The sequence below is a fragment of the Cronobacter sp. EKM101R genome (genome assembly GCF_963888145.1).
Lineage (GTDB): Bacteria > Pseudomonadota > Gammaproteobacteria > Enterobacterales > Enterobacteriaceae > Cronobacter > Cronobacter turicensis.
Map to the genome: position 1 here is coordinate 100,298 of NZ_CAWPHW010000004.1, position 12,732 is coordinate 113,029.

12 protein-coding genes are annotated in these 12,732 nt (G+C 59.6%); all 12 read left to right on the forward strand.

Annotated elements, in window-relative coordinates:
• Positions 1-18: 18 nt before the first annotated feature.
• The 12 genes from tssK (at position 19) to AACV31_RS05770 (ending at position 12,546) form a co-directional block, all read left to right on the forward strand.
• Positions 19-1,362, forward strand: a complete 1,344-nt coding sequence (gene tssK / locus AACV31_RS05715; RefSeq protein ID WP_165156503.1) for a type VI secretion system baseplate subunit TssK — start codon at positions 19-21, stop codon at positions 1,360-1,362.
• A 17-nt stretch (positions 1,363-1,379) separates the two neighbouring features.
• Positions 1,380-2,615, forward strand: a complete 1,236-nt coding sequence (locus AACV31_RS05720; protein ID WP_007703845.1) for a DotU family type VI secretion system protein — start codon at positions 1,380-1,382, stop codon at positions 2,613-2,615.
• A 2-nt stretch (positions 2,616-2,617) separates the two neighbouring features.
• The gene (gene tssM, locus AACV31_RS05725; RefSeq protein ID WP_165156505.1) at positions 2,618-6,235 is read left to right on the forward strand and encodes a type VI secretion system membrane subunit TssM; all 3,618 of its coding nucleotides are present in this window, start codon (positions 2,618-2,620) and stop codon (positions 6,233-6,235) included.
• Between the two features lie 16 nt (positions 6,236-6,251).
• Positions 6,252-6,962, forward strand: coding sequence for a type VI secretion system-associated protein TagF (gene tagF / locus AACV31_RS05730; RefSeq protein WP_007765908.1), 711 nt, complete (start codon positions 6,252-6,254; stop codon positions 6,960-6,962).
• Positions 6,963-6,971: 9 nt separating this feature from the next.
• On the forward strand, positions 6,972-7,994 hold the full coding sequence (gene tssA / locus AACV31_RS05735; protein WP_161589933.1) for a type VI secretion system protein TssA: 1,023 nt from the start codon (positions 6,972-6,974) through the stop codon (positions 7,992-7,994).
• A gap of 75 nt (positions 7,995-8,069) precedes the next feature.
• A complete protein-coding gene (gene tssB, locus AACV31_RS05740) occupies positions 8,070-8,594 on the forward strand; it encodes a type VI secretion system contractile sheath small subunit (RefSeq protein ID WP_007713494.1) in 525 nt (174 codons plus the stop codon).
• 3 nt (positions 8,595-8,597) lie between these two features.
• On the forward strand, positions 8,598-10,097 hold the full coding sequence (tssC, locus tag AACV31_RS05745) for a type VI secretion system contractile sheath large subunit (RefSeq protein ID WP_007765912.1): 1,500 nt from the start codon (positions 8,598-8,600) through the stop codon (positions 10,095-10,097).
• Between the two features lie 46 nt (positions 10,098-10,143).
• Complete coding sequence (locus AACV31_RS05750) at positions 10,144-10,590, forward strand: T6SS amidase immunity protein Tai4 family protein (RefSeq protein ID WP_165156507.1); 447 nt, start codon at positions 10,144-10,146, stop codon at positions 10,588-10,590.
• A gap of 50 nt (positions 10,591-10,640) precedes the next feature.
• Complete coding sequence (locus AACV31_RS05755) at positions 10,641-11,039, forward strand: Rap1a/Tai family immunity protein (protein WP_165156509.1); 399 nt, start codon at positions 10,641-10,643, stop codon at positions 11,037-11,039.
• 205 nt (positions 11,040-11,244) lie between these two features.
• Positions 11,245-11,727 carry an Hcp family type VI secretion system effector gene (locus AACV31_RS05760; protein WP_004386969.1) on the forward strand — a complete coding sequence of 161 codons (483 nt, stop codon included), beginning with the start codon at positions 11,245-11,247 and terminating at the stop codon, positions 11,725-11,727.
• Positions 11,728-11,774: 47 nt separating this feature from the next.
• Entirely contained in the window at positions 11,775-12,143 is a 369-nt protein-coding gene (locus tag AACV31_RS05765; RefSeq protein ID WP_165156511.1) for a T6SS amidase immunity protein Tai4 family protein, read from the forward strand.
• A 22-nt stretch (positions 12,144-12,165) separates the two neighbouring features.
• The gene (locus AACV31_RS05770) at positions 12,166-12,546 is read left to right on the forward strand and encodes a T6SS amidase immunity protein Tai4 family protein (RefSeq protein ID WP_175572648.1); all 381 of its coding nucleotides are present in this window, start codon (positions 12,166-12,168) and stop codon (positions 12,544-12,546) included.
• Positions 12,547-12,732 lie beyond the last annotated feature (186 nt).

The following is a 12,732-nucleotide window of genomic DNA, read 5'->3' on the forward strand; positions in this document are numbered from 1 at the left end:
CCCTTACAGGACACCAGTATGAACAAAGCAGAAAAAGTGGTCTGGACCGAAGGGATGTTCCTGCGTCCGCACCACTTCCAGCGTGCGGAAAGTTTCCTGCAACATCACATCCGCGAATGGGGTTCGTTGCAGCGTCCGTATCTCTGGGGATTTCTCGATCTGGAATTTGACGAGGCGATGCTGCGTCAGGGACGCGTGGCGCTGAGCTACGCCAGCGGTCTGCTGCCGGACGGCACGCCGTTCTCTTTCCGCGACGCCCGCCACGGCCCGGCGCCGCTCGCCATCCCAGATAACCTCACGCACGAGCGCGTGGTGCTGGCGCTGCCCGCCCGCCGCGCCGGACGCGAAGAAGTGGTTTTCAGCGAGGCGGCCGATTCGCTCGCCCGCTACGCCACCTTTGAAGAAGAGGTGGAAGACGACAACGCGCTGGCGGTGGGCGCGGCGACGGTGCAGTTCGGCCGCCTGCGTCTCAAGCTGATGCTGGAGAGCGAACTGACCGCCGAGTGGACCGCCATTGGCGTCGCGCAGGTCATCGAAAAGCGCAACGACAACCAGGTGCGCCTCGACACCAGCTACATTCCGCCGATGCTTAACGCCATCAACAGCGGGCCGCTCTACAGCATGCTCAACGATCTGCATGGCCTGCTCGGCCAGCGCAGCCAGCAAATCAGTCAGCGTCTGCGCCAGCCGGGCCGGTTTAATACCTCCGAGATGGTGGAGTTCATGCTGCTGTCGCTGATTAACCATCATCTGGGCCACGTCACGCATTTAAAAACGCTGCCGTTGCTGCACCCGGAAACCCTGTGGCGCGACTGGCTGGCGTTCGCCTGCGAGCTCACCACCTGGACGGCGCAGCGCGCGCCGGATGCGACGCTGCCGGTTTACGACCATGACAACCTGGCGGGCTGCTTTGGCAAACTGACGCTGATGCTGCGCCAGGGCCTGTCGCTGGTGATGGAAGAAAGCGCCATTCAGCTGCCGCTCACCGAGCGTTCGCACGGGCTTAACGTCGCCACCGTGCCGGAAAGCAACATGGTGCGCGAGTTCGGTTTCGTGCTGGCGGTCAAAGCCAACGTGCCGGGCGAGGCGCTGCAAACGCACTTCCCGGCGCAGATGAAAGTCGCGCCGGTCACCAAAATTCGCGATCTGGTGCAGCTGCAACTGCCGGGTATGGTGCTGCGCGCCATGCCGGTTGCGCCGCCGCAGATCCCGTGGCATGCCGGCTACAGCTATTTCGAACTGGAAAAGGGCGGCGAACTCTGGAAAGAGATGGAAAAATCCGGCGCGTTCGCGCTGCATCTCGCCGGTGAATTCCCGGGCCTTGATATGGAGTTTTGGGCCATTCGCAGTACGAATGAATAACACGACGAGCGCTCACTATGGAACCACAAGCCACCGGCAGCGATGCCATTCTTTCCGGCGCCAGCAGTAACAATCCGCTGGTCGCGGCGGCCAACCCGCTGCTTAACGCGATCCCGCAGATTCGTCATTCTGTTTCGCATGAAGATCAGGCCGGGCTGCGCCAGCGTCTGATCGATGAGATCCGCCGCTTTGAAGTGCGCTGCCAGCAGGCGGCGCTGCCTTACGAAGTGATCGTCGGCGCGCGCTACTGCCTGTGTACGGCGCTCGATGAAGCGGCAGCGCTCACGCCGTGGGGCAGCCGTGGCGTCTGGTCCGGCAGTGGTCTGCTGGTGACGTTCCACAACGAAACCTGGGGCGGCGAGAAATTCTTCCAGCTGCTGGCGCGGCTGTCGCAAAACCCGCGCGAGCACATCTTTCTGCTGGAGATGATCAACTACTGCCTGCTGCTCGGCTTCGAAGGGCGCTATCGCGTCATGGACAACGGCCGCACGCAGCTTGAGACCATCAAACAGCGCCTGTGGCAGATGATTCGCAGCGTGCGCGGCAGCTACCCGCCGCCGCTCTCGCCGCACCCGGAAGATCAGCCGGTGCTGCGCAAGCTCTGGCGTCCTGTGGTGCCGCTGTGGGCCTGCGTGGCGCTGGCCGGTTTCCTGGCGTGTCTGTTCTTTATCATTCTCAACTGGCGGCTTGGCGATAACACCAGCCCGGTGCTGGCGAAGATTTACCAGACGCCGCTGCCGGAAGTCACCGTTCAGCAGCCCGCGCGCGAAGTGGCGCCAGTGCTTAACCTGCGCGGTTTCCTGCGTCCGGAGATTGAAGCCGGTCTGGTGGCGGTGCGCGACGAAGCCGACCGCAGCGTGGTGATTCTGAAAGGCGACGGCCTGTTCGCGTCCGCTTCGACCGTAGTGCGTGACCGTTATGAACCGGTTATCGACCGCGTGGCGCAGGCGATGAACAACGTCAGCGGCAAAATCCTCGTGGTGGGCTACAGCGACAACGTGCCTATCCGCAGCGCGCGTTTCGCTTCTAACTACGAGCTGTCGCTCTCGCGCGCCGAATCGGTACAGAAAATGCTCCAGGCGCACCTCGCCGACCCGAGCCGCGTCAGAGCGCAGGGCCGTGGCGAGATGGACCCTATCGCTCCGAACAATACGCCGGAAAACCGCGCCCGCAACCGCCGTGTAGAGATAACTCTGCTGGTGTCGCCGGATAACACTCTGGCCGAGCTGAACGGATTGCCGCAAGGAAACTAAGGATGCTGAATATTCTCCTTTCAATAGTGACCAACCGCATCTTGTGGGGGTTCATGGGCGTTACCGCGCTGTCGGCGGTCGTCTGGATGATAGGGCCCCTGCTGTCTATCGTCGACAGCCGCCCGCTGGAGTCGGAAACCAACCGTATCATCAGCATTGCGCTTATCTACCTGATTTGGGTACATAGCCACATCGTGCCGCGGCTCTACAACGCCTGGCTGAACCGCAAGCTGATGGACAAACTCAACGAGGGCAAGCCAGCGGAAGAGGGCGGCGACTTCAAGCGCCTCGGCAATGACGATCAGGTGCTGGCGGACCGTTTCGACGAAGCCGCGCAGATCCTCAAAAAAGCGCACTTCAACGCGCCAGGCCAGCGCGGCCAGTGGACGCAGCGCTTCAGCACGCAGTATCTCTATCAGCTTCCCTGGTATGTGATTATCGGCGCGCCGGGCTCCGGTAAAACGACGGCGCTGGTTAACTCCGGCCTGCAATTCCCGCTGGCGGATCGCTTTGGCAAAACCGCGCTGCGCGGCATCGGCGGCACCCGCAACTGCGACTGGTGGTTCACCAACGAAGCGGTGCTGCTCGATACTGCCGGGCGTTACACCACGCAGGAGAGCGAACAGGCGCAGGACGCCGGTGAATGGTTAAGCTTTGTCGATTTGCTGCGTAAATACCGCCGCCGCCAGCCGATTAACGGCGTGATCATCACTATCAGCGTCTCTGACCTGCTGACCCAGTCGCCGGAAGCGACGCAACAGCAGGCCGTTAACCTGCGTCAGCGTCTTGGCGAGCTGCATGAGCAGCTCGGTATCCGCTTCCCGGTCTATGTGCTGGTCACCAAAGCCGACCTGCTGAAAGGCTTTCGTTCTTACTTCGGGCGCTTCGATAAAGCGCAGCGCGACCAGATCTGGGGCTTCACGTTCCCGTGGGATCGCTCAAAACAGGCCGATTTCGACCTTTTAGGCGCGTTTACCCAGGAATTCGCGCTGCTCCAGCAGCGTCTGGACGCGGGCCTGCCGGATACCCTGCTCGCGGAGAGCGACCCGAAAGCGCGCGCCGAGTGTTATCTGTTCCCGCAGGAGTTTGCGGCGCTGCGTCCGCTGCTCGCGGATTACCTCAGTACCGTCTTCGCCCGCTCTAACTTTGAAACCGAATTCTCGCCGCGCGGGATTTATCTCGCGAGCGGCACCCAGGAAGGGCTGCCGTTCGACCGCGTGATGGGCGAACTCAACCGCGCGCTGTCGCTGCCGTCAGGCGGCAAAGAGGGCGACAACTGGGATTCGGTCAGCAAAGAGGCGCCGATCCCCGGCGGCAAAGGACAGAGCTTCTTTATTAAAAACCTGCTCCAGAACGTGATTTTCCAGGAAGCGGGCATCGCCGGGCAGAACCGCTGGTGGGAGCTGCGCAACCGCGCGGTGCTGTGGTCTGGCTACGCGGCGCTGATAGCGCTGTTACTGGTGTTAGGCGGCCTGTGGCTGACGAGCTATGGCAATAACAAAGACTACCTGGCGGAAGTGGAAGGGAAAGTGCCGGGCGTCGAGCGCCAGAGCAAAGCGCTGCAAACCACCACCGGGCGCGATCTCTTCAGCATGCTGCCGTTCTTTAACAGCCTGGTGGAGCTGCCGAAGAGTAAAGCGTTTGACCTGAACTCGCCGCCGGTAACGTATCGCATGGGGCTTTATCGCGGCGATGACGTCAACGACGCCTCGCAGGCGCTCTACCAGAAAGCGCTCCAGGAGATGCTGATGCCCGCCGTGGCGCAGCTCATCACCGGCTGGGTGCGCAACGACAACGGCAGCGACGTGGAATACAGCTACGAAGCGCTGAAGGCGTACCAGATGCTTTACCAGCCGAAGCACTACGACGGCAAATTCCTGCACTCCTGGGTGATGCTCAATCTTGAGCGCAACCTGCCGCAGAACGTCACCCAGGCGCAGCTTAACCAGCTCGAATGGCACCTGACGCAACTGCTGGAGCCGCAAATCCAGACCTCGCCGTATGCCAAAGACGAATCGCTGATTAGCCGCCAGCAGGCGATGATCAACCAGAAGCCGCTGTCGCTGCGCGTCTATGGCCGCCTCAAACGGTTGCTGGAGCGCGACGAAAACTTAAAGCCGGTGTCGCTCGCCACGCTTGGCGGCCCGCAGAGCGAACTGGTCTTTTCGCGCAAAAGCGGCAAGCCGGTCAGCGACGGCGTGCCGGGGCTCTACACCCCGAAAGGCTACTGGGAAAGCTTCAACGGCCAGATTGATAACGTCACGGCTTCGCTGCATGACGACGATGCATGGGTGCTGGGGCTGACCACCGCGCAGGAAGATAAAACGCAGACGGACAACGCGGTCCGCCAGCTCTATATGCGTGACTTTATCAGCCAGTGGGACAGCTACCTGGCGGATATTCAGCTTAACAACAGCGCCGATCTGAACCAGCGCATCAACACGGCCCGCGTGCTCTCCAGCAGCAACTCGCCGCTGCGCCGTCTGGTGATGAACTTAAGCCAGGTGCTGACGCTCTCCCGCGCCGAGCCGCAGGCGGGCGAAGCGCAGGCGAAAGAGCAGGGCAACCGCGCGACCCGCACGCTGGAAGCGCTGTTCAGCGACCGCGAAAGCGGGGCGACCACGGCCGCCGCCGCGCCGCAGACGCCGGAACAAGTGGTGACCGATCACTACGCGCCTATCATCGAACTGGCGCAGCCGCTGGAGAAAGGCGGCAAAGCTATCGTGTTTGATGACTTCATCAAGCAAATCGATGAACTCTACCGTTACCTGACCGCCGTGCAGGATGCCGCCAACAGCGGTATGCCGCCGCCGGGGGGCGAGGCGATCAGCCGCTTACAGGCGAGCGCCGGGCGTCTGCCGGGCGGGCTGCAAAATATGTTCAGCCGCATGGCGGTAGGGGCGAGCAGCGACACCCAGCAGCGTGAGCTGGAAAACGTCCGTAAGCGTATCAGCGTGGAAGTCGGCAGCTTCTGCCGCCAGGCGATCGCGGGCCGTTATCCGCTGGTGCGCTCCGCCAGCAGCGAAGTGACGCCGGACGATCTGGCGCGTATGTTCGCGCCGGGCACCGGGCTGATGGACAGTTTCTTTCGCGATAACCTGACTAACAAAGTCGACACCACCCAGCAGCGCTGGCGCTTTACGCCAGGCATCGACGGGAAAACGCTGCCGGGCAGCGAAGGGGTGCTGCGTCCGTTCCAGCAGGCGCAATACATTCGCGACGCGTTCTTCGCCAACGGCGCGACCACGCCGTCTTATCGCGTGACGGTGCGCACCGTGCGAATGGATAACGACATCCTGACGCTGTCGCTCGACGTTGACGGTCAGCTTCTGCGTTACAGCCACGGCCCGCAGGCGGTCCAGCTGATGAGCTGGCCGGGCAGCGGCGGCACGAATCAGGTGCGTATGCAGCTCGGGCTTGCCAACGGCACCACCTCGACGCTGGTGACCAACGGCGCCTGGGCGCTGAACCGCTTTTTCGATCGCGCCCGCATTGCGCCGGGTGCAGGAAGCCTGAGCCGCCAGGCGACGTTTTCGGTTGACGGACATAGCGTGACGCTGGAATTCACGCCGAACAGTATCCGCAACCCATTCCAGCTCCCTGGCTTCGCATGCCCTTAACCGCAAGGAACGGATAATGAGTCATTACCCTGCGATTAGCTGGTACGGGAAACTGCCCAGTGCCGGCGACTTTCTCCAGCGCCGTTTTCCCGATGCCCTGCAACGCCAGTGGTCACACTGGTTTCAGGTGGGGCTGCTGAACTGGCAGAAAGAGGATGAACAGCGCGAGACGGGCAACCGGCAGTTTGCCAGCGCGCCGGTCTGGAATTTTGTGGTGCCCCCGATGCTCGGCAGTCAGCAGGTGCAGATGGGCTGCCTGATGCCAGGGCGCGACAGCGTAGGGCGTCAGTATCCGCTCCTCGCGACGGTGGCGTTCAGCCCCGCCGAGTGGACGCCGCAGCATCTGGCGATGGCCGAAGACTGGTATCAGCAGCTCGGTCGCGTGCTGCACCACGCGGTGCGCAACGCCTTCTCCGCCGAACAGCTCGACCAGGCGGTGTTAGCCATTCCGTCGCCCGCGCTGCCGGCGCCGGAGAATCGCTCGGAAATTCTGGATGTGATTGGTTATCAGGAGACGCCAGTGACGCTGAGCTGGCGTCAGGCGGCAGAGTGCTTCGAACCGCAGCGTCAGACCAGCTTCTGGTGGACTAATCGCAGCGACGGCTATCCGCTCTACACGCATGTGCACAGCGGCAATTTTACCGGGCAGCTCTTTTCGCTGTTGTTTGATCCGGCGGGCGGTGCGCGTCCGGGTCGCCACGGGCTCTACCCGCCCATGTTCGAATAAGGCAGTTCGATGGATATTGAAACCCTTCTTACTCCGGTGAGCCCGGAGCAGCCGTGCGGCGAAAACCTGGAGTACGACGCCGATTACCAGGCGATGGAACAGGCAAGCCAGGGCAAGGCGGAACAGCAGTTCGGCGACACCATTATTCCGGCAGAGCCGGCGGACTGGACTAAAGTTGAAAAGCTGGCCCTGTCGCTGCTTGAGCGCACCAAAGATCTGCGCGTCATGCTGGCGCTAACCCACGCATGGGCCAAACGCCGCGGCCTGCCGGGCTATGCCGACGGGCTGCTGCTGATTCAGGAAGCGCTGACGCGCTACTGGGAGCCGCTCTATCCGTTGCTGGAAGAGTACGGCGAAAAAGATCCGTTCTACCGTATTAACGCGCTGGCGGGCCTTGGCGATAAATCCGCCCTGACCGGCACGCTGCGCGCCGCCACGCTGCTGCGCAGCAACGGCGATGAAATTACGCTGCGCGACGCGCAGTCGTTGCTCGACAACAGCAAAAGCGAATGTCCGGGTTATCCGGGCGGTCGCCCGCGGCTGGTGGATGAACTCGCGCGCGGCGATCAGCCGGGCATCGAGGCGATAGTCCAGATCCACACGCGGCTGGAAACGATCCGCACCATTCTGGTTAACCACCTCGGTGAGAGCGGCGTGCCGGAGATGGAGCAGCTCCAGAAGCTGACCAGCATTGTGGCGCTGGCCTGCCAGAGCGGCGAAACCCAGGCGCCGCAGGATGTGCAAGACCCGCAGGCGCAGACCGATGACGCGCCTGCCGCCACGACGACCAGCGCCCCGGCGCGCGTGGTGGAAACCGACTGGCGCAACGTGCAGTTACAAACGCGCGACGACGCCCAGTTAATGCTTGAGAAAGTGAAGCAATATTTTGCCCGGCATGAGCCGAGCCACCCCGCGCCGCTGATGATTGAGCGCGTGCAGCGACTGATTGAAATGAATTTCATGGATCTTATTCGCGACCTGGCGCCTGACAGCGTGCATCAGGTGGAAAACATTATCGGACGCCGGGAATAACGGCGTTCCCCTTTACGGCGACAGGCATGAGGCCCGCCGCCCGAAATTCACCGCGCATCTTCGATGGAGAACATCATGCCAATGAGTAACAGTGGGCAGAAATTTATCGCCCGTAACCGCGCGCCGCGCGTGCAGATCGAGTACGACGTGGAAATCTACGGCGCGGAACGCAAAATTCAGCTTCCGTTTGTGATGGGCGTGTTTGCCGACCTGGTCGGGAAGCCGGTCGATCCGCAGCCTGCGGTGGACGAACGTAAATTCCTTGAGATTGATATCGATAACTTCGACGAGCGTATGAAAGCGCTCAAGCCGCGCGTGGCGTTCCAGGTGGACAACACCCTGACCGGCGAAGGCAAACTGAGTATCGATCTGACGTTCGACAGCATGGACGACTTCCTGCCGGACGCCGTCGCGCGTAAGGTCGAGCCGCTGAACAAGCTGCTGGAAGCCCGTACTCAACTTTCTAACCTGCTGACCTACATGGACGGTAAAAACGGCGCCGAAGAGCTTATCGCGAAAGTGCTTCAGGATCCGACGCTGCTCAAATCACTGAGCCAGATGCCGAAAAATGACGATGGCACGAAAGGTAACGAGGAGTAATCGATGAGCAATTCTTCTCAGCAACAAGAGCTGCAGTCGCAGCAGGCGTTCAGCCAGGACGAATTCAGCGCGCTGCTCAGCAAAGAGTTTCGCCCGAAAACCGACCAGGCGCGTTCGGCCGTCGAAAACGCGGTAAAAACCCTGGCTCAGCAGGCGCTGGAAAACACCGTCACCTTCTCAAACGACACCTACCGCACCATTCAGAACCTGATTGCCGGTATCGACGAGAAGCTGTCTCAGCAGGTTAACCAGATTATTCACCACGACGAGTTCCAGAAGCTGGAAAGCGCCTGGCGTGGCCTGAACTATCTGGTCAACAACACTGAAACCGACGAGATGCTGAAAATCCGCTTTATGAGCATCTCCAAGCAGGAGCTGGGCCGCACCCTGAAACGCTTTAAGGGCGTGGGCTGGGACCAGAGCCCGATCTTCAAGAAAATCTACGAAGAAGAGTATGGCCAGTTCGGCGGCGAGCCGTTCGGCTGCCTGGTGGGCGACTATTACTTCGACCACAGCCCGCAGGATGTTGAACTGCTGAGCGAAATGGCGCGCATCGGCGCGGCGGCGCACTGCCCGTTCATCACCGGCACCGCGCCGAGCGTGATGCAGATGGAATCCTGGCAGGAGCTGGCGAACCCGCGCGACCTGACCAAAATCTTCCAGAACACCGAGTACGCCGCCTGGCGCAGCCTGCGCGAGTCGGAAGATGCGCGTTATCTGGGCCTCGTCATGCCGCGCTTCCTGTCGCGCCTGCCGTATGGCATTCGCACCAACCCGGTGGACAGCTTCGACTTCGAAGAAGAGACCGACGGCGCGAACCACAGCAACTACAACTGGTCCAACGCGGCCTATGCGATGGCGGCCAACATCAACCGTTCCTTTAAAGAGTACGGCTGGTGCACCTCCATTCGCGGCGTGGAATCGGGCGGCGCGGTAGAAAACCTGCCGTGTCACACCTTCCCGAGCGACGACGGCGGCGTGGACATGAAATGCCCGACCGAAATCGCCATCAGCGACCGTCGCGAAGCGGAACTGGCGAAAAACGGCTTTATGCCGCTGATCCACCGTAAAAACTCCGACTTCGCCGCCTTCATCGGCGCGCAGTCGCTGCAAAAACCGGCGGAATACCACGATCCGGACGCCACCGCGAACGCCCGTCTGGCAGCCCGCCTGCCGTACCTGTTCGCCTGCTGCCGTTTCGCGCACTACCTCAAGTGCATCGTTCGCGACAAGATCGGTTCTTTCCGCGAGCGCGACGAAATGGAACGCTGGCTGAACGACTGGGTGATGAACTATGTGGACGGCGACCCGGCGAACTCCTCTCAGGAAACCAAATCCCGCAAGCCGCTGGCCGCGGCCGAGGTGCAGGTTCAGGAGATCGAGGACAACCCGGGCTACTACGCCGCCAAGTTCTTCCTGCGTCCGCACTACCAGCTGGAAGGCCTGACCGTTTCTCTGCGTCTGGTCTCCAAACTGCCGTCGCTGAAGAGCAATGAGGCGTAATAAATAATGGCCGGGCCGCTGGCCCGGTACGTTCCAGGGACGGAATATGTCTTTAATTCAGAAAGTATTATGTCTCGCCGCAGGTCTCACTGCGGCGCTCAGCATTCAGGCGCAGCCGCAGGATCCGGCTGCGTTTATCAAAGTCTTACCTTATAAGCAGGTCTTTAAAGACATGGTGCTGGCTCGCTGCCTGGCGCAGGTTTCCACTGACGACAGCGCTTTTAGTACCGATGCGGGCTTCAGTGCTTATGCCTTAATGCAATGGATACCTTTAGACATCGACACGGGAAATGAAAAGGTCAATGCGCTCATCCTGAAATATCGCGATCAGCAAAATGGTTTTTCTACGGAGGCATTAGCAGGACGTCCCATTAAGGGCGTTACGCTTAATTGTTTACGTCTTTATCACAGTCAGGCGCTGGAACAGTTAAGTAAAGAAGCTCTGGTTGGTGACTCTCGCCATACATGGGCACAAGACAACCCCTCATGGTAGAGCGATTAAATCGCCTCGGATCTTTCAGGAAATAACGAATAAGGAAATTCATGAAACGTTCTTTTTTTCGGGCGTCATTACTGAGCGTAGCGCTGTTAAGCGCACCCGCGCTGGCGGGTATCTGGGTTATCGAACCCGATGAGAGCCAAAAAAACCGTTTCGATCCAGACAGAGGCAACGTGACAGGCGAACAACTCTTAAGCGCCTGGAATGACAGGGCCGATGAAGAAGCCTCGCTACAGGCGCAGATCTATTTGCTGGGCCTGTTTGATGCGACGGAAGGGATGGGATGGTGCAAAAGTAAAATAACGATGCCATCAACGCTTCGAGAATGGACATACGGTTATTTTGAAAAATTACCGCCAGAACGGCTTAAAGAGAAAGCCAGTGTCCTGATGCTCGAAGCGCTTAAGTATTATTTCCCTTGTCGCAATAAAGCTGACAAATAAGACCGTTATATCAGCAGTAATTAATCACCTATTTTAGCGGCTCGCTTCGGGCGGGCTGCTGAGATCGCCTGACGGAATAAACATGCTGTCAGGCTGAGAGGCAGAGGTAAAATATGGATGGTTTTATTCAGCCCCATGCTTTCCTGTTTGCCATATTAAGCGCTTTTTCGAAAGCAATAATCGTCATTAACGAAGAGTAAATATTATGGCTATTGATATGTTCCTGAAAGTAGACGGTGTAACCGGCGAATCTAAAGATTCTAACCACACCGGCTGGACCGACATCACCTCTTTTTCCTGGGGCGCATCCCAGCCGGGTAATATGAGCGTGGGCGGCGGCGGCGGTGCCGGTAAAGTGAATTTCAACGATCTGCACGTTAACGCGCTGATCGACAAATCCACCACCGCTATCCTGAAGCACTGCTCCAGCGGTAAGCACCTGACCAAAGTTGAGCTGTCTGTCTGCAAAGCGGGCGGCCAGCAGGTGGAATACACCCGTATCACTCTGGAAGATGTGCTGGTGACTTCCGTTCAGTACACCGGTGCTGATAACGGCGACACCGTTGGCGTTACTTATGCATTCCAGGCTGCGAAAGTGAAACAGCAGTACTGGGAGCAGACTGCGACCGGCGGTAAAGGCGCAGAAACCAGCGCTGGCTGGAACATCAAAGAAAACAAAGAAGCGTAATCATAGTGAGCCCGCAAGGGCTCACTTTACCTTTTCAGGGATCAGGGATGGTGAAGCAGTTCTGTGTGGCATTTATTTTTACAGGGTTGTTCGTGTCGCAGGCGTTAGCCCGCACCACCACATACAGCCCGGAAGAGTATCTAAGAAATTACGCCCTGAGCACCTGTATTGCGCAGGGCTATCAGTCTGAAGAAGTGAAAAACGACGCGGCGGCCGCAGCGAGAGGCTATCTGGAGTTCGGGGATTATTCGCTTGAGGCGCATACGGCGGTCATTGCGCTTGGTAAAACCTTTCTTGAGAAAACGTATGGTAGCCAGTCGGGCGAGCCGATGACGCTCGCGAAATGCATTGATTTCATGCACAGCCACGAACTGGACGCGCTCATACGCCGTTATAAAAATCAGCCGGACCAGTAAGCGGGCTGCGAGAAAATTCATCATGTTAAAAACACGTATCGCCGCTTTCACGGTTTTCGCGTTGTCTTTCCACGCCGCGCTGGCGCAACCGCTGGCATCCGTCAGCGAATTCACGCAGCCGCAGATTTTTACCGAGTGGGTACAGAACCGCTGCATGGGCTACATCGCCGACAGCGCCGCGCTGAAAGAGGACGCCAACGCCAGCGCCGCTGCCTGGCTGGAGGCGAGCGAGTTACCGGTTGAGGCGTTCAATGAAGCGGATACGCTTATCACCCAGGCGCTGAAAACGCCCGCGGGCGGCACAGCGAAAAGCGATTACCGGGTGCTGAAATGCTCGCTGATTGCGCATAGCCCGGAGATTACGGCGCTGTATCAGAAATCCGCAGCACAGCAGGCGCGGTGAGTTAAGGCGGGTGCGCTTCGCTTACTCGCCCTACGTTTCAGCCTTTGCGGCAAAAGATAAAACATGTCCCACAGCCAGGCGCGACAGCAACTATGTTTATGCGCAGCGATGATGTTAATAGCGCTTACATACATCTTATCAATAGAATAATCTCGTCCGGTTGTGAGGCGCGAGGCACCACGACAG

Excerpts from the sequence above, each read along its gene's own strand:
- AACV31_RS05760 (WP_004386969.1), top strand. The coding sequence starts at position 11,245 with ATGGCTATTGATATGTTCCTGAAAGTAGACGGTGTAACCGGCGAATCT.
- AACV31_RS05755 (WP_165156509.1), top strand. The coding sequence starts at position 10,641 with ATGAAACGTTCTTTTTTTCGGGCGTCATTACTGAGCGTAGCGCTGTTA.
- tagF (WP_007765908.1), top strand. The coding sequence starts at position 6,252 with ATGAGTCATTACCCTGCGATTAGCTGGTACGGGAAACTGCCCAGTGCC.
- AACV31_RS05765 (WP_165156511.1), top strand. The coding sequence starts at position 11,775 with ATGGTGAAGCAGTTCTGTGTGGCATTTATTTTTACAGGGTTGTTCGTG.
- tssC (WP_007765912.1), top strand. The coding sequence starts at position 8,598 with ATGAGCAATTCTTCTCAGCAACAAGAGCTGCAGTCGCAGCAGGCGTTC.
- tssK (WP_165156503.1), top strand. The coding sequence starts at position 19 with ATGAACAAAGCAGAAAAAGTGGTCTGGACCGAAGGGATGTTCCTGCGT.
- tssM (WP_165156505.1), top strand. The coding sequence starts at position 2,618 with ATGCTGAATATTCTCCTTTCAATAGTGACCAACCGCATCTTGTGGGGG.
- tssA (WP_161589933.1), top strand. The coding sequence starts at position 6,972 with ATGGATATTGAAACCCTTCTTACTCCGGTGAGCCCGGAGCAGCCGTGC.
- tssB (WP_007713494.1), top strand. The coding sequence starts at position 8,070 with ATGCCAATGAGTAACAGTGGGCAGAAATTTATCGCCCGTAACCGCGCG.
- AACV31_RS05720 (WP_007703845.1), top strand. The coding sequence starts at position 1,380 with ATGGAACCACAAGCCACCGGCAGCGATGCCATTCTTTCCGGCGCCAGC.
- AACV31_RS05750 (WP_165156507.1), top strand. The coding sequence starts at position 10,144 with ATGTCTTTAATTCAGAAAGTATTATGTCTCGCCGCAGGTCTCACTGCG.
- AACV31_RS05770 (WP_175572648.1), top strand. The coding sequence starts at position 12,166 with ATGTTAAAAACACGTATCGCCGCTTTCACGGTTTTCGCGTTGTCTTTC.